Here is a 15,341-nt window from a genome sequence, read left to right as displayed (position 1 = left end):
TACTGCCGCATGGTGACCACAAAATTAGTTATTTTTTTCCACCCCAACAAATTATAGCCGGAATTATTTCGCAGATTATTTCCGCAGATAACAGCTAATCATGCTAAGACTATAAGTTCCCTACTCACGCCTGGTACTTTATAGTTTTCCATAGAGGCGGCTTTTGTGAGGTGACGAGCAAAAGCCGCCCCGCGTAGTTGCAGGACGGCTTGGTGGTCGTTATGACATTCCGGGACTGGAAACCATTTGGATTTTCAGTCAAACCATTCGGGGTTGCTCTCTCTGAGTATTGCGACAAGTTCGTTGTCGGGGAGCTTCAAATCATTTTCGGAGGTATAGTAGAAGATTTCTTCATCGACACGCTCCGCTTCCTTGTCGGCGAAGCCGTTGCATTTGTCGGTGATTGGATAAGGCATAAGTGCGTCAAGCAATTCCAGTCCACCGATAATAAGGCTCTCGCCCTCGTTGCTTGTCACGATACGGCAGGTATAGTCCGTACTCTTGTAGTTGATTTCAGTCGTTGTCATATCTTGATTGTTTTTGCCACTGCGCCATTGGTGCTGACGCAGTGGCTATTGATTATTCCGTTGATTAAAAGGTCATTACATGGCAGTCAGTGACCTCGGCAGGTAGTCCGAAAGCAGGGAAATGAGAGAAATATGGGTTGCTCTCTCCCTCTGCTTCGGAAGCGGTGGTGACGGTCTGCACTTTGTTGTCGGCATACCATTTGTCAATCATCGCAATTTCATCGTCAGTCAACCCTGTCGGGTCTCCGTTGATTAGATAGCATAACGCCCATGTTGGGATAGGCTCGATAAAGAACTCCATGACTGTATGTTTTTAGTTGTGATACCCTAATATTGCTCCGATGTATAGTCTATCGCCCTTTTTCAGTCGGGCGATAATATCCATTAGGTCAGCGGAGCGTTCAGCCGTGCCTGTACCTCCATAGAACTCGGTCACGAAAAGAGCGTCAACGCCAAGCGGATTGATAATGGCTTTTTTCAGTTGCCCTATTGGTCCGTTCCATTTCATCACGTTTGCAGGGGTAAGTTCGGCAGAGATAGCCTTGATGTTGTCGAAATGGGATTTCCGCCAAATTGCGAAGCCACCATTGTAGGTAAGGGCGTTTTCATCGGTGGACGTAAACATACCTTTCGGCAGGATATGTTCAAGAAGAAAACGGATGTCGAATTTGCGTCCGTCCTCGGAGTTTTCGCACACATAGGATATAGAGGCGTTTTCTCCTGCCACAATACGGTCGATGTTCAGATAGTCGTTCTCGGCTATCGGCTCGGTGCTGATTTGATAAATAGTGCTGTGCATAGTCTTTTTGATGTTTGAGCGTTTTATACTACGGTTTAATTCTTGTGGTCTTGCCAATTTTTGTGTCGGGGTGAACCGGAAACTCCCAGTTTACTTCATCATCAGGAAGTGAGGAATGTATGTCACTGCCTATAACCAATCCGCAGTGTTTTTCAACATACTCCCTTGCCTGTGCCGCGTTTTCAGCCTCTATGTCGAAGAAGCCACTGAATATGTACTCTGTTCTGACTCTGAATTGTGCCATTGTTTTTTGAGTTTTGAGTTAATTTTCTCCCTTTTGTTTGAAGCTCTTTGAGCTTCTCCGGCAGGGCTGGCCGTTTTTCGTGCAGTCCCACAACTGCGGCCATAAGGGAGGATAAGGCAAGTGTGTAGTCTGCGGCAAGCGAGGGATACCCATTTTTTTCGGAATTGAGGGAGAAATAAACGATTGAGTGAGAGCAGAACAAAATTTATTTTGGTATGCCGAGCGTGAGTTTATTGCGCAATGCGAAAAAATGTGGAGGCTCACGAGTGCGGACGCCGACCACAAGCGTAGCGTCACTTGACGTTCCTCCCGGACGCAGTAACTTCGCACGCCAAAACGCCAGTCCCTGCCGAGGCTCAAAATCTTCAAGGGAAAGAACCGGCCACCGTTGACCCTTGCCGTTTCAAAGTGCCAGCCTTGAAGCGGCGCAGTCATCGTTTGCAGACCGTATTCCAAAGAGAGGCTACAACGCGAGAGTCGAGCGAAGGCTTGCCCTCGCTTTGCTCTGGCGTTGTCGCCGCCTCCGGCTTCAGCCGGGCATCATATACAAAATCAGAACTGCCCGAAGCTGAATCGGTGTGAGACACGGAATCAGTAGGGCAACCGGTAAACAGCACAAGGCGATGTGCCGTGCCTGTGGATCCGCGGGCCACTGACACGGCTTATCACTTGAATCATCACATCATTTGGGGAGCAAGCGGTGGTGATAAGGTTGTGTGAGGCAATACGCCCGGCGCACTGCCTCACGCTCCTGTAGCCACGGCTTGCAAACCTATCAGTTACCACTCATAGCAACAAAATATTAATTTTTTCTGAGCCACCACGTTTAAATGTTAAGATTTTTAATCAGAAACGATATTGGATTGAAGCGAGGATGTTGCGTGGGCGAATTTGGAATGAGTGTTCCGATCGGGAGAGTGTTCCGTATGTCACATATTGATAGTGCCGTTTGTCAAGGAGATTATTGGCGGTAAGAGAAAGACGCACTTTGCTGCTTACGTGCCAAACGGCTGAAGCGTCCAGAAGCACGAGGTTTTCGACATTGCCTTCCGGGAATTTGGTGAGGAAATGCTCTGCTCCCAAAGTGAATTGCCAGCGGTCATGCGGCATAATTGTTGTGTAAAGTTTTTGGTTGAATGAGTGGGTGTCGTTATCAATTTCTCCAATTTTCAGACGAGAGTAGCCGTAATTGGCATCATAGTTCACAGAAAGCCATTTGCAAAGACTTCCCTTGAAATATGGTTTGACCGAGATTGTCTGCTGACTGTAATCTTCCACGATGTTGTCACGCATTGAAGATGCTGAACTCGTAGATGCATTTATTTCCACGCCAATTACCATGCGGCTATGTCCGAGCCCTTTGCTTATTCCGCCGCTTACGTTCCAGAAATGACTTCCCGAAAGCCTATTTGCGTATGTTGACACAATGAAATCATCAATAAACAGTTGGTTTGACATAAAAGAGCAGCGGCTGTAATTGTATGTCAGCGAGGCATTGCCAAAGAAGGATGTCAGAGGATTGCGGTATTTATAGCTTGCCGAAGCGACAACATTTTGCGAATATTTGTCAATATCGCTTGCAATAAAAAGATTGCGATAGTCTGACATTACCGGTACACTGATATTCATATAAGCCTGGGGTGAGCTGAGCTGATAAGAAATTGATGCTGAAACCTCGCTCTTTGCCGAAGTTTTCTTGCGTACATAAAATCGTGGTAAGATGTTGATATAATCATGCTGGCCATTGACGCTATGGTGTAGCCATTTTATGGGTATCTTGGCGGACAGCAGCCATCCATTACGTTCATAGTCGAGTTGCGGAGTAGCGTACAGATTGGAAAGGAATGTGTTGAAATATCTCGAATTGTCGAAATCCCCCATTCCAATCAGGAAAAGATTCAGACGATGATAATTCAAATCGACACCGCCGTTGATGTAGAATTTCCAAAAACGACCCAACTTGCCCCAACGTGATTCGGTGGTGCTCCGGAAATCAGTAGTGCCAACGTTTTGGACTGCATACTCCTCGCCATTTACAAAGAGTCTATCGGGGCGATGAGCAAATGAATTGCGCGAGGTCAGCTCAAACAATTTCTTGTCATTGCGCTTTACAAGTTTCAGGTCGTTGTTGGCAGAAAAATTGCGGCGACGGATACGCTGGTCAAGGTCAAAAGAGCCGGTTATGTTGGAATTGGCTTTTTCCCACACACCTTCAACCGTGAATTTATCCTTCAGGAAATAACCACGCTTGTTAATCTGCATATTGAATTGAGCCGAAACATCATGGCTCTGCGTGCGCAAGCTATTGTTCTGAATGAATTCAGGAATTGCTTGGCTGAAGTAATCCGTCCTTAATCCGGATTTGTAGTCAAGCCTGTCGCCCACATAATTCAGTTTGAAACGCATTGAGGTATCGCCACGCTTCCATGCCGTGATTGAGTTGGCAAGCCACGACAGGTTGTCGCGTGTCCGCTTCTCATTGAGCGGGGCGTTGACAATGTCGGCAGCTATATACTCCGGCCACAAGGACTCGGAATAACCGGTGAACGACATATCGCTGAAATCATGTTCTGTAATCTGCTCGTCTGGGTTCCAGCCCGTGTTACCACCGCGAATGGTCAGTATATTCTGAACCTTAGGGGCAATGCGCATGGCGTATAGAGAACCGTCGTATAGCCACGGTTGCACACCTGTTCCGGCTTTGGCCACGCCGACTGTCTTACCTTTCGCTCCTTCGTTGAGCTTGATATTGATGCCGGCCTCTTCGGGGAATTCAATACCTTCCAAAGCCTTTACTGGCTGATGATTTTCCATCACCTCCACCGACTTCACATCCTTGTGGGAGATATTGTTGGTGGCGAGCCCATACTGACCTCCAAGGAAATCATCGCCGTCAATATAGAATTTATTGATTGGCTTCCCCTGATACTTGATTGTTCCATCGTCCTCGACTTTTATACCCGGCAACCGCTTTATCACGTCAATGATAGCATTGTCGGAGGCGTTTGCATAGCGCGAGACATTGAACACCAGTGTGTCCCCCTTTGCATAGATGTCGGGGGCCTGTACAATCACGTCTTTCAACTGCGTTGCTTTCGGCCACATCTCCACACCCTTTGCAAAGTCGTGGTTCTTTGACAATTTCAATGACTCATATCCCATACAGCGGAATGAAATAGAATCTATCGAGTCAGATATTTTGATTTTGAAAACGCCATCCGCATTCGAAGAAGCAAACGCCGTGGCTTTTCCTTGCTTATTCAGAGCCTGCACCACCGCACCCACTATGGGTTGGCCATTTTCTCCGTCTATGATTGTTCCGGAGGCCGTTTCCGGGACTGCCGCCGAAGCCGACAGCAGCCCAAGAAACAGGCAAAGTATGAAAAAACTGTATCTGTTCATTTTCTCCAATCGCGTTCAATGTAATCAAATGGCAGTTCGATAGGATCGTAAGCGTCCAGCACGGGACTGCCCTCTTCGTCATAAACGTCTATATGTCCATGTCCTCCCTCCTCATAGTAAGCGTAAGGATTTATGTCATAGCGATGCTTTGCATCATAATATTTTGCGCGTGATGTCGTGTTGTAAGGAACTTTATACATCGTTATCGGTCTGTCTGCTTTTGACTTTAAGCCGATACATTCAAAATTATAATGTCCGTCTTTGTCGGACGCCTTCATAATCAGCCCCGGCAGACCATACAGTTTCCACGGCCCCTCCATCAGAGGAATCTCCTCGGAATAGAATGCCATCCATTCTCGTCCACGAAAATTGCAGACAGCTGAATGACATTCATATCCAAGCACATTGGTAACGCTGTCGGTTAGCTCCCATTCAAGTTCCGGCATATCGTCCTCATAACAGAACCAATCCATACAGATTTTTTCAGTATGGGTCAGTTTGCCCTGGGGATAATTCTTGAAGATAGTCATGAATTCTCCGTTGGAGAGTTTTCCGTCCATGGCGGCCTCTGCCACCTGTTCCGGAGTTATGTTCATCAGGAGCGAATCTACTGTAAGATTCTTGTAGCTGGAGAATTTGGAGAGACCGTCGGGGCCGATCTGCAGAAGCATCTGGTCTGTTGTGTAGTTGTCTTCAAGTTGGCCGGTAGTGTCATTGCACCATGAATAATCGTAAACGAATTCCATTGTCTCGGGTGCGATAGTCTCGGTTTCGGGAACTTTGCTCTGGAATATTCCGAGAGTACGGCGCATAACTTTGCCCGAAGCGGCCATTGCAAGTGTCATGATGGCCATAAAGATGATTGCTGTTTTCTTCATATCTTTTGTGGTTTAAGTTTCACGATGCAAAGTTACTGCCGCCATTACCCTTTAGACGAAAATAATCATTACTCAAACATTATGGAATTATTACTAAATTATTACTGTCGTCCAATTATCCATCATTTCAGACGTTTATATCATAGATAATGGCTAATTTTGCATCATGGAAAAGAAAATAAAGACGCTCTACATACTCTCGATTGTTGCCATACTTGCTTTCCTTGGAATGCAAGCATATTGGTTGTATGGTCGATATGAGTACTCTCTGACTGAATATGAGAACAGAACGGGACTATTAGTAATAGAAGCCTTGAAAGAGTATAGCAAAGCACGTGCTCGCGGTTCTGCAACACAGGGGGATACAGTAAAGGTGCAGTCGCGATTCCAAATGAGTCATAGTTTGGATTCCATAGGTAAATCAATTCGGAAGGTCACCGTAAGGACAAATGTTATAAATGGTCGAAAACTTTTGGGCATTGCGGAGAATCGCAAACTCACTCCCGAAGAAATGAAAAGACTTGAGGAAATGGTCATGGACTCCCTTGAAATGGTTGATGCCAAGATTGCAACTATCGATGCCTCATCTGCTCCGTCTGACGGTATTGCGTGGAATGCCATGAAAAATTTTGAAAGTGAGGTTCAATCTCCTTTTACAAAAGAGGGTATTGATTCAATCCTCAGAAAGCACAATCTTATTGCAGAAATCGCTCTGATTTTGCAGGACAGCGTTACATGGGAACCCACCACTATACGTCATTCATCTGTAATATCGCCCAAATTCAAGGTCACAACCCCTTATTCCGAACTTGAAAGAAAGGCGGTAGTGATAGAATGTGAGATTCCCTCATCGGAGATATTATGCAATATGGGATGGACGTTAGCTCTGGCCGTTGTTCTCTCGTTGTTCCTTATTCATTGCCTCTTATGGCAGATCAAGACCATAGTCAAGCTGACTCGACTTGACAAGATGCGCAACTCGTTTATCACTACAATGATTCACGAACTGAAACGACCAATTTCAACATTGAAGATGTGTGTTTCCGGAATTGACAATGACAAACTGATGGAAGATAACCAATTGCGTCATGAACTCACCGGAGAGATACGTATGGCTCTTGATAACCTTTCGGCATATTTCTCCAAGTTACGTGACATAACATTCAATAACGTAGAGCAGATTCCTCTCAATGTATCCTCATTCAACCTTACTGTGCTTGTTGACAGTGTTATAAAATCAATCACAGTGCCAAGTACTAAGGATGTTGTGTTTGAAAATGCTGTTCCGGAAAATTTTGAGATTTCTGCCGATTGCTCACATCTCATTAATATCCTTACGAATTTGATTGAGAACGCAATAAAATACTCAAGCGATAAGGTGACGATAAAAATAAATGCTGTCAGCACTTCGGACGGTTGCCAGATTATTGTCAAGGATAATGGCAACGGTATCGCGGCCGATGATATAAACAGAATCTTCAACCGTTTCTATCGGGGCAAAGCATCTGCTTCCGACATCCCAGGAATGGGACTTGGTCTTGCATACGTCAAACTCCTGACGGATGCTCATGGTGGCGAAATATCTGTGGAAAGCACCGTGGGTGTCGGCTCATCATTCTCAATAAAACTACCGCAATGAAAAAAATACTGCTCGTTGACGATGATTTGAAAAACTCCATGCTTCTCAAACGCTTCATAGAGGCTGAGGGGTATGAGGTTGTATATGCCTCTAATGGCAAAGTGGGATTGGAACTATACCGAGACGTCCATCCCGATTTGATACTTCTCGACATAAATATGCCGGAGATGAACGGTTTTGAGGTCGCACAGACCATACGTGAAACCGATCGTCGCATAATAATATTTTTCCTCACAGACCGTACCGACAAGGTTGACCGCCTATATGGCTTCAAACTAAAGGGCAACGACTATATACCTAAGCCATTCTATCCTGAAGAGTTGATAGCCAAGATAAATGAACGATTTGAAAGCGACATAACCTCACAGGATATTGAGTATCTATTGGGTAATACATTGTTCCGACCAAATCTTGCATCATTGACATATAAAGGCGAAACGCACTCTCTTTCTGTGCGCCAAACGGAGATTCTTGCAATCCTCGCTAAAAATGTCGGTAAGGTTGTTGACCGCGACACTATTCTCAACACCGTGTGGGGCGACAGCAGTTACGCCAACTCCCTTGCTCTCAACGTGCAGATAACCTATATCCGAAAACTCCTCACCGATCCTTCTATAACGATAACTTCTCTGAAGAAGAAAGGATATATTCTAACAATCAACTAATCCACAAAATATGAATAAGAGAATCACTGAAATATTTTGTCTAATCACTATATTGATTGCAATGCCGGCTTTAGCACAAGATAAAAGTGAAGAAAACTTTAATTTTGCCAATAGCAAAGTTTCATTCAGTGGTCTTGTAACCTCGTCGGACTCTTACCAGTTGGAAGCATCGTACCACTATATGTTCAACCGTTACATTGGACTTGGTGGAGCATTCGGATATTGGAGCGTATGGTATGAAGATGGCTGGGCCGCAGAAAAAGACTGGGAAATAGAGAGCGACGATAATAAACCGTCAAATTTTTATTTGCGCCCATCGATTGTGCTTAAATCACCGGCGTTAAAGATTAAACAGGTTGATTTGGGGTTATATGCAGAACCCGGCATTATGCTAAACATTCCGTATCAACGTATCAATATACGACAATATATCAATTGGCCTGATTATGATTATAAATACGTGAGCACATCCAAAGGTCAATGGTTTGCCATAGATTTGCGTGTGGGTATTTTTGTGAATTTTGGACCTTGCGGATTCAGTGCTGGATATATAATGTCAAATTTGGATGTTTACAGCCAATATCGACAACTTTCCTATAAAGGCACTTCCTTCAGCAAATACTATCCGAAGAAATCATTCATGCAAGGAGCATATCTTACCGCATCATATTACTTTTGATAAATACTGTTAAACATCATATAATGCTAAAATAGCCAGCTTCCGGCGCGAGTCGGGGGCTTTGTCGTTTTCCAAAGAGGCGGCTTTTGGGAGGGGACGAGCAAATGCCGCCCCGCGCCTCTCGGCATGGGGTGGCTTGCTCAAACATAGGGGCTTATCGCTTTATGCAACAGCTTCTTCGCAGTACCTTTCTTCTTCGGTTAGTATCGTCTCGGCTTCTTCTTCCGTTGGTTCGTATTGGATAGCCTCGGTCTCTGACTCGGAAGTGTCAGGAGTGGCTTCTTCCGTGGTCGGTTCTACCTCCGGCATAGGTTCTTCTTCGGGTGAGTTCTCGGCTTCGGGTGCAACCTCGGTCTCTGCCTCGGAAGTGTCGGGAGTGGCTTCTTCCGTGGTGGTTTCTGCCTCCGGCACGATTTCTTCTTCGGGTGCGTCCTCGGCTTCCGGCTCGGTTGGTTCGGGTTCGGTATCTTTGGCGAGTAGAGCCTTGCGTTCCTCTATACGTTGGTGTCGCTTCTCATAAACATCGTTGTACTCGGCTTCGATGTTGGCGAGTTCTTCCGGCATATGCTTCTTGGCAAATGAGAGCAGGAGGTCGGCGATAGCGTTGTCACGATACGCACCCTTGAAATTGTCAATCAGAAAATCCCTGCGGATTATTGCCTTTGTCTTGGCGTTGAGATTGGCGAGGATTGTCATTTTCTCGCTGTCGTTGAGTGCGCTGTGAGATTTGCGGTCGGTCAGTCCGACGGCTTCGTAATGCTCTTTGCGGAGCGATGAGAGCAGGAAGAAATATATCATCTTGTCCTCGTCCTGCGAGAATTTAGTCTCGGTGATGTCGGCTTCGAGGATTTTCTTCTTCGTGTCCTCGATTGTACGCTCCACGGCTATCTCCTTGTTGCGTTTGTCCTTTGCCTCCAACTTGGCGATTTCGGCTTTCGGATTGTTGCCGTTCTCGCTCGGATTGGCAGTTACAGCCATATATCCGAGCGTCACATCATTGCGCCCGATTGTGATGTAGAGTGAGATTTCTCCTGCCTCGGCTTTTGCCGTGATGTCGGCACACTTTTCCCTATGTGCCTCCATTCTGCCCTCGTATGCCTTTACAGCCTCGGCATATTCTTCCTCGGTGTCGAAGCGGTCGGATTGTGGTACGGCAGGTTCGCAGGGGTAAGGTGTCAGATAGCCACTGAGTTTTTCTATGTCATAGCCCATTTCAGTCAGCAGTGCGTTTACCCTCTCGTTTAGGTCATATTCGGAGTGGCAGAAATTGGCGGTGGGGTGTTCGTTCAGCATTTCAACCGCCTTGTCAGTGAGATAGCCGATGTGCTTCTCTCGGAGACAAGAGGGATTGGAGCAGTTGCCCTCACAGCCGTCCTCGCAGAACAGCAGAAGATTTATGGTATTGAAAGGGCATGAGGCACACGCCGATTTGTCGAAGCAGTAACGGCTTAGGTCGGTGGTGTAGTTCTTTTCTATGAGCCGAGCCACATTGGAGGCGTTCATTCCTCGCCAATTATTGTAGGTCACACCGTCTTTGAGGTGCGAGTTGTAAACATCGGTCTGTATGTCAACTCCGTAACGGCTTATCTCGGTAGCCACTGCCACCGTGATTTCTTCGGTGTCAATCAGCCGTGCGATTTCGGGTATGAGGGTTGTGAGTTTTATTCGGGTGCGGATATAGGTCTCGCTCTTGCCTATCTGCGTGGCGAGTGTGGCATAGTCGTAGCGTCCGCTGTCGATTGCAGCCTTTAACGTCTCGGCTTCTTCCATAGGCGTGATGTCCTGGCGGTGCAGGTTCTCCGCAATAGCCTTTTGTTCGGCTTCATCATCGGAAAGGTCGGTATAGACGGTTGCCTTGATGTCCTCTTTCCCTGCTATGAGGGAGGCGCGGTATCTTCGCTCGCCATACACGATTTCGTAGCGGTCGGTGCCGGCGATTGGTCGCACACCTATCGCGTGGAGAATACCTTGACGGCTGATAGAGTCAGCGAGTTCGGTGAGGCTCTGCTCGTCGAAATTCTTACGGGGGTTGTAGTTGCTCGGCTGAATGAGAGCGAGAGAGATTGTGGCTTCCTGTACGTTTGCGGTGTTGGTCTGAATTGCTGTTGCTTCCATAATTTGAGTGTTTTAGATGTTTGAGTTTTTTGTTTTTTCCCTTTTGTTTGAAGCCTTGTGGCTTCTCGCATCCGGGGGATTTTTTCGATACAATCAAGACGGCGGGCGGTGACGCAAGGCAAGTGTGGCAAGTGAAAAAATACGGAATACCCGATTTGGCGCAAATCGTGGAAGGCTGCCGGATTTTTTCATGCAGCCAAGCCGGAGGCGGTCGCTTGCCGGCGTCACCGCCCGCCGTTACTTCGTAGCGAAAAACCAACGGACGCAGAAGCCGCAAGTAATCAAAGATAAGTTACCGCCTCCAGTACCTTTTTATTCATAAATCATCATCTGTCAGGATATAACGGTGATTTTTATGCGTGCAAACCACCCTAATGTCAAATATTCTTATTAACTTTGCGATAGGCTCTTATGCCGATCCGACAGCAATGCCTCCCGACCGAGCAAAAATAATTGGCATCTCCCGTCATCGCCTCTCCACCGACAGGAAGCGATTATCTTTTTATGTGCTTTTGATAATGACTGTCTGTTGTCACAGCCTATGGATTTAACCAATAATATCTCTATAATGACAGCGAGACGTAAATACATACGGATTATATGTTGGTCGTTAGTCGTGATTTTGATAATCATGGCCGGTATTGTCGGGGTTATGGTTATCTTTTTTTCAACGTCTGCATCTTATCACCACGGCCAAGATGAATATTTCTCAAAGGTGGACTATCATTTGGAAGGTTCAGTAGAATCATATCGAAATGTCGGGGGTTCCTATTATCTGATTGAGTTTACGCCCACTACCTTTGAAATAAGCAAAAACAAAATTAATAATGGAGATAGCCATGTCGGAGTATATTCTTCAGATTCGTCTTCTGTGATGATTATTGCATCAACACCTTTGTCATTAAAAGATGATATGGAATATGTTGAAATTAGTTCAAGGAATAGACATATAATATTTAATGATTCTATTTGCAACACTTTAAGGACTGCCGGGACATATGAACATATTTTGCCCAGCTCGCTTAACGGTAAGTTTATTAAATTTTGAATAAATGAAAGCGTCACATATATTCACATATATAATTGAGCGGTTGAAGAGTGAGGATTTCCTTATGGATTTCAAGTTCAGAAAACGAGACAACTGTTTCATCTGGCATGAAAATGGCATTGGTAGTATGATTGAGTTGGATCATTGGATAAGAGATAATATGCTGACAATATATCCAATATATATGGTGCGCTTTGATATATTGAAAAAATGGTTTGAGGCGTATAGTTTCAAGACGTTGCGGGACCAACGAGATAATCCATCGGTTGGCTTTAGCGGTAATATGCTTGAAAGACAGGACAAATTTATTTTTACGGAGTCCACTATTGATACGGAATATTGTAAACTATGTGACACTATCAAGGAGTGTGCTGAGATAGTGTTTAGTCATTATGCCAACTTACAGAATATGTATGATCGCAGAATTGTACCTATATTGGAAGGCAAGCAACAATTACCGGATATTGGTGCAGATTGGGCGTTTGAATATTTGACATTAACACGTATTATTTCTCCGAAAGATTATGAAATAGTAAAGGATGTTATTATAAAGCAAATTGAGTGGATGAATAAACGACAAGAGCCGAATATAGTAGAGTATTATCCACGACTTGAGGAAATAATAGATTCAATGGAGCAACAATTCCCAATAGATTGATAGATTAATGAAGACTTGGCAGAAGATAGTTGGCTTGATAACATTTATCGCAATATTCATCGTTGGCATATTGACGTGGATTAATGCCTATGTAGATGCAAAGTATATTATTGAACCATACAATATAGACATAATAGAGGAACGATACTATATGTATATAGATGGTTTGTCCACTCTGATGTGGATAACCTATTTTTTATCCCTTGTCCTGTTCATTATTCTCTGGAGGAAAGGAGGTAAGCGATGAAATTTAATTGCGAAAAAATTCCTAATTTCAAACAATTATATCTGATATTTACATTTTGCAATATATTTTTGTTCGTTTATATTGTGGTGTGTGCTATCGTAGATTCGTTTCACTTATGGCCTCGGGGTGATTTAATGTCTATTTGGATGCTGATTGCCTTATTGATACCTTCAGGAATCTTATTAAGAATAAATTATTTTATAAGTGGAAAAAAAGACACACTAAGATACCAGTTTCTACTGAGTTGCTTATTCATCATATATAGTCCTTTTTATTCATTCCGGGTACTGAAAAAAGGTTGGATTAAATAATAGGAAACTCCCCATGCTCACGCACAGGGAGTCCCGGTTTTTGGCAGCAAAGAAATTGTCCTATCGAGGGCGGATTATTCAGCCTTGTTGTTGGCGGCTTCCAGCGAGAGTTTGCGGAAGCGTTTAAGCAACGGCTCCAGTTCGAGGGATGCGCGACGAGCGCGGAGTCCGGCAGCCCTGTTGCCCTTGTCGAGCTGGGAGGCGGCGTCTTTCAGGAATGTAGATGTGAGTTTTTCGATCTGATCAAGTAGTTCTTTCATCGTTGTATTCAGTTTAGGGATTTATAAAAGAGGTATTTCAAAAGAGTTTACGACGCACTGTGCGTCGCGGTCGAGGATAAACCAGTATTCCGAGCGGTATGGAGAGCCGCTTTCCGACAGAGCCTCATACTCTATTTTCACTTTCCAGCCGGAGAACGGCTTGCGTGGAGCGTCAGGAGTCTCAAAGCCCACCATCGAGCGTAGAGCGGACATCGCCGACATCTGGCGGCCGACAAGCTCGGAAACGGTGTTGTCCTCAAAATCGAGGTTCTGAAGACCGTCTGTCCGGGACATGACCTGTTCGTTGACTTTCATCATCGACATGGCTATCGCCATTTTCTCGTCGTTGTTGATGTAGTTGCGGCCGAACACACTGTCAGGCTTGCTGACCGCTATGACCTTTACCGACTCCGGATTATCCACCGAGGCCATCAGTGCCTTCTCCGCCACCGACTGCGCCCGTTTCGACGGCTGGCCGAAGTAGTGGAAGGCATATCCTATGCCGCCCCACATAGCCACACAGCTTATGAGCAGTATGGCGAGTTTCGTTCCCGGCTTCATACCTTGATAACCTTTAGTTTGTCGGGAGATAAGCCGAGTTTGCGGCGATAGACAGAGCCATTCTCGCCGAACATCTCGACCTCGTGGGATGTGACACCATCGGCACATATCTCTCGCACTTCATCGAGCGTCATGAGATGCCCGGCGATATTGCGCCATATCACGAAGTCGCAGGGGCTTCCCTCCTGCCGGTAGTTGGAGCAGTTGAAAGCCTTTGCGCCCACGCGGATCTCGCCGCCGCAACGGGGGCAGTGTGCCACCACCGACTCCATATTGATCGAGCCGTCAGCCGCCATGACAAGCACGGTCGGAAAAGTCTTCCACTCCTTTGTGGCGAAGCCGTCGAGCAATATGCTCCGCTTCTCCAGCAGTTCCGCGACCTCGGCATCCGCCATCTTGCGGTTGCCTATAACCCCGTTGATGAAGAGTCCGCACTTGCCGTCCTCCCCGGTGTTGTTCTCACAGCGGTAGCCCTTGCAGGTCTTCACCACATTGCCGCCGCACACAGGGCAACGGCCGATAATCTTTGTTTCTGTATCCATGTAAAAAATGTTGTTGATAGTTCGTTTATCTGTATTTTATCGTGTTCCACTCCCACACAAGGGTCTCCGCGATAGCCTTTCCCGACATAACCGAGGCCCAGCCGTCGGGGTCAAGCGAGAACCACAGGTCGTTCCATGAGAGAGTGCGTATCTGCCACGCCAGTAGCCACAGGTCGGTGTTGATTGTCTCCAGACGTGTCACCACCTCGTTTGCCACATAGTACCTCTCGGCGGAGTTGAGCAGGTTGACTTTGTGTTTCTCTTTTTTGCCATCAGAACCTGTGACAGTGTAGCTACCCGACGTGACAAGCTGTTGCATGAAGGGATAGAGAGCCGCCATCTGCGTGGCCGCGTCAGTCAGCTCATCGGACACCAGCACCGCTATGGCCGTGCCTTTAAGATGCCCAGGTACCGATTTACGCAACAGATCACAGTTCTTGGGTATCTCCGTAAGCACCAGTTCACCGGCACGCTTTATCTGGTAGAGATTCTGCATGGCACCCTGGGCGTTGGAAAGATACTCAAGCATCTTGTTCTCCACGGAGTGAACGCGGTCGAGGGCTACTGTCACGGCGGCTTCAGCCGCAATGATCTTCTCCTGGGTTGACTTACGCTTCTTGTGGATATTGTTAAGCTCCACAGTCTGCGCTATCACCGCCGCCGTGAGCGTCGGGTCGGTCTGTTGCGCCATCATGTCCGCTCCAGGAATGACAAGGAGGGATAGTGCGAGCAGGGCTGTTTTCGGTTTGATAGTCTTCATCGGTCA

The 15,341-nt window shown here is 46.2% G+C and carries 16 protein-coding genes; 5 read left to right on the top strand and 11 right to left on the bottom strand.

Annotated features, from left to right (window positions below):
* Nucleotides 1–254: 254 nt before the first annotated feature.
* The 6 genes from E7746_RS06240 to E7746_RS06215 all read right to left on the bottom strand — a co-directional run bounded on the left by E7746_RS06240 (nucleotide 255) and on the right by E7746_RS06215 (nucleotide 5,850).
* The gene (locus E7746_RS06240; RefSeq protein ID WP_016278666.1) at nucleotides 255–527 is read right to left on the bottom strand and encodes a hypothetical protein; all 273 of its coding nucleotides are present in this window, start codon (nucleotides 525–527) and stop codon (nucleotides 255–257) included.
* Nucleotides 528–591: 64 nt separating this feature from the next.
* On the bottom strand, nucleotides 592–828 hold the full coding sequence (locus tag E7746_RS06235) for a DUF6926 domain-containing protein (protein WP_016278667.1): 237 nt from the start codon (nucleotides 826–828) through the stop codon (nucleotides 592–594).
* Between the two features lie 12 nt (nucleotides 829–840).
* On the bottom strand, nucleotides 841–1,326 hold the full coding sequence (locus tag E7746_RS06230; RefSeq protein WP_016278668.1) for a hypothetical protein: 486 nt from the start codon (nucleotides 1,324–1,326) through the stop codon (nucleotides 841–843).
* A 28-nt stretch (nucleotides 1,327–1,354) separates the two neighbouring features.
* Complete coding sequence (locus E7746_RS06225; protein ID WP_016278669.1) at nucleotides 1,355–1,570, bottom strand: hypothetical protein; 216 nt, start codon at nucleotides 1,568–1,570, stop codon at nucleotides 1,355–1,357.
* Between the two features lie 846 nt (nucleotides 1,571–2,416).
* On the bottom strand, nucleotides 2,417–4,972 hold the full coding sequence (locus E7746_RS06220; RefSeq protein ID WP_016278670.1) for a peptidase associated domain and porin domain-containing protein: 2,556 nt from the start codon (nucleotides 4,970–4,972) through the stop codon (nucleotides 2,417–2,419).
* The gene (locus E7746_RS06215; protein ID WP_016278671.1) at nucleotides 4,969–5,850 is read right to left on the bottom strand and encodes a GLPGLI family protein; all 882 of its coding nucleotides are present in this window, start codon (nucleotides 5,848–5,850) and stop codon (nucleotides 4,969–4,971) included. Before E7746_RS06215 ends, E7746_RS06220 begins: the two co-directional genes overlap by 4 nt.
* Nucleotides 5,851–6,016: 166 nt before the next feature.
* On the opposite strand from E7746_RS06215, the gene E7746_RS06210 reads away from it, so the two are divergent.
* The 3 genes from E7746_RS06210 to E7746_RS06200 are packed head-to-tail and all read left to right on the top strand — an operon-like array spanning nucleotide 6,017 to nucleotide 8,833.
* Nucleotides 6,017–7,489, top strand: a complete 1,473-nt coding sequence (locus E7746_RS06210; protein ID WP_016278672.1) for a sensor histidine kinase — start codon at nucleotides 6,017–6,019, stop codon at nucleotides 7,487–7,489.
* Nucleotides 7,486–8,154, top strand: a complete 669-nt coding sequence (locus E7746_RS06205; RefSeq protein ID WP_016278673.1) for a response regulator transcription factor — start codon at nucleotides 7,486–7,488, stop codon at nucleotides 8,152–8,154. The genes E7746_RS06210 and E7746_RS06205 overlap by 4 nt, the downstream gene beginning before the upstream one ends.
* A gap of 10 nt (nucleotides 8,155–8,164) precedes the next feature.
* Nucleotides 8,165–8,833, top strand: a complete 669-nt coding sequence (locus E7746_RS06200; RefSeq protein WP_016278674.1) for a hypothetical protein — start codon at nucleotides 8,165–8,167, stop codon at nucleotides 8,831–8,833.
* A 162-nt stretch (nucleotides 8,834–8,995) separates the two neighbouring features.
* Here E7746_RS06200 and E7746_RS06195 read toward each other — a convergent pair whose 3' ends face one another.
* Nucleotides 8,996–10,948: a ParB/RepB/Spo0J family partition protein gene (locus tag E7746_RS06195; protein ID WP_016278675.1), complete on the bottom strand. Its 1,953-nt coding sequence runs from the start codon at nucleotides 10,946–10,948 to the stop codon at nucleotides 8,996–8,998.
* A 631-nt stretch (nucleotides 10,949–11,579) separates the two neighbouring features.
* Between E7746_RS06195 and E7746_RS06190 the strand changes: the two genes are divergently transcribed.
* Nucleotides 11,580–11,996 carry a hypothetical protein gene (locus E7746_RS06190; RefSeq protein WP_032941559.1) on the top strand — a complete coding sequence of 139 codons (417 nt, stop codon included), beginning with the start codon at nucleotides 11,580–11,582 and terminating at the stop codon, nucleotides 11,994–11,996.
* A gap of 64 nt (nucleotides 11,997–12,060) precedes the next feature.
* Nucleotides 12,061–12,654, top strand: a complete 594-nt coding sequence (locus E7746_RS06185; protein ID WP_136410211.1) for a hypothetical protein — start codon at nucleotides 12,061–12,063, stop codon at nucleotides 12,652–12,654.
* A gap of 632 nt (nucleotides 12,655–13,286) precedes the next feature.
* Here E7746_RS06185 and E7746_RS06180 read toward each other — a convergent pair.
* Genes E7746_RS06180 through E7746_RS06165 form a run of 4 tightly spaced genes read right to left on the bottom strand, consistent with a single transcriptional unit; the run spans nucleotide 13,287 to nucleotide 15,335 of the window.
* Nucleotides 13,287–13,472, bottom strand: a complete 186-nt coding sequence (locus tag E7746_RS06180; protein ID WP_016278680.1) for a hypothetical protein — start codon at nucleotides 13,470–13,472, stop codon at nucleotides 13,287–13,289.
* A 21-nt stretch (nucleotides 13,473–13,493) separates the two neighbouring features.
* Nucleotides 13,494–14,033, bottom strand: a complete 540-nt coding sequence (locus E7746_RS06175) for a hypothetical protein (RefSeq protein ID WP_016278681.1) — start codon at nucleotides 14,031–14,033, stop codon at nucleotides 13,494–13,496.
* Nucleotides 14,030–14,575, bottom strand: coding sequence for a topoisomerase C-terminal repeat-containing protein (locus tag E7746_RS06170; protein ID WP_016278682.1), 546 nt, complete (start codon nucleotides 14,573–14,575; stop codon nucleotides 14,030–14,032). The genes E7746_RS06175 and E7746_RS06170 overlap by 4 nt, the downstream gene beginning before the upstream one ends.
* A 25-nt stretch (nucleotides 14,576–14,600) precedes the next feature.
* Nucleotides 14,601–15,335 carry a hypothetical protein gene (locus E7746_RS06165; protein WP_123398940.1) on the bottom strand — a complete coding sequence of 245 codons (735 nt, stop codon included), beginning with the start codon at nucleotides 15,333–15,335 and terminating at the stop codon, nucleotides 14,601–14,603.
* Nucleotides 15,336–15,341: the final 6 nt, after the last annotated feature.

The organism is Muribaculum gordoncarteri (assembly GCF_004803695.1).
Lineage (GTDB): Bacteria > Bacteroidota > Bacteroidia > Bacteroidales > Muribaculaceae > Muribaculum > Muribaculum gordoncarteri.
Note: the sequence above shows the minus strand (reverse complement) of the source record. Positions and strands in the feature narration are given on the sequence as shown.

Bases quoted from the DNA above. Each gene is read 5' to 3' on its own strand.
- E7746_RS06185 (WP_136410211.1), top strand. From the start codon at position 12,061: ATGGATTTCAAGTTCAGAAAACGAGACAACTGTTTCATCTGGCATGAA.
- E7746_RS06175 (WP_016278681.1), bottom strand. From the start codon at position 14,033: ATGAAGCCGGGAACGAAACTCGCCATACTGCTCATAAGCTGTGTGGCT.
- E7746_RS06165 (WP_123398940.1), bottom strand. From the start codon at position 15,335: ATGAAGACTATCAAACCGAAAACAGCCCTGCTCGCACTATCCCTCCTT.
- E7746_RS06210 (WP_016278672.1), top strand. From the start codon at position 6,017: ATGGAAAAGAAAATAAAGACGCTCTACATACTCTCGATTGTTGCCATA.
- E7746_RS06240 (WP_016278666.1), bottom strand. From the start codon at position 527: ATGACAACGACTGAAATCAACTACAAGAGTACGGACTATACCTGCCGT.
- E7746_RS06170 (WP_016278682.1), bottom strand. From the start codon at position 14,575: ATGGATACAGAAACAAAGATTATCGGCCGTTGCCCTGTGTGCGGCGGC.
- E7746_RS06205 (WP_016278673.1), top strand. From the start codon at position 7,486: ATGAAAAAAATACTGCTCGTTGACGATGATTTGAAAAACTCCATGCTT.
- E7746_RS06180 (WP_016278680.1), bottom strand. From the start codon at position 13,472: ATGAAAGAACTACTTGATCAGATCGAAAAACTCACATCTACATTCCTG.
- E7746_RS06225 (WP_016278669.1), bottom strand. From the start codon at position 1,570: ATGGCACAATTCAGAGTCAGAACAGAGTACATATTCAGTGGCTTCTTC.
- E7746_RS06230 (WP_016278668.1), bottom strand. From the start codon at position 1,326: ATGCACAGCACTATTTATCAAATCAGCACCGAGCCGATAGCCGAGAAC.
- E7746_RS06215 (WP_016278671.1), bottom strand. From the start codon at position 5,850: ATGAAGAAAACAGCAATCATCTTTATGGCCATCATGACACTTGCAATG.
- E7746_RS06235 (WP_016278667.1), bottom strand. From the start codon at position 828: ATGGAGTTCTTTATCGAGCCTATCCCAACATGGGCGTTATGCTATCTA.
- E7746_RS06195 (WP_016278675.1), bottom strand. From the start codon at position 10,948: ATGGAAGCAACAGCAATTCAGACCAACACCGCAAACGTACAGGAAGCC.
- E7746_RS06190 (WP_032941559.1), top strand. From the start codon at position 11,580: ATGGCCGGTATTGTCGGGGTTATGGTTATCTTTTTTTCAACGTCTGCA.
- E7746_RS06220 (WP_016278670.1), bottom strand. From the start codon at position 4,972: ATGAACAGATACAGTTTTTTCATACTTTGCCTGTTTCTTGGGCTGCTG.
- E7746_RS06200 (WP_016278674.1), top strand. From the start codon at position 8,165: ATGAATAAGAGAATCACTGAAATATTTTGTCTAATCACTATATTGATT.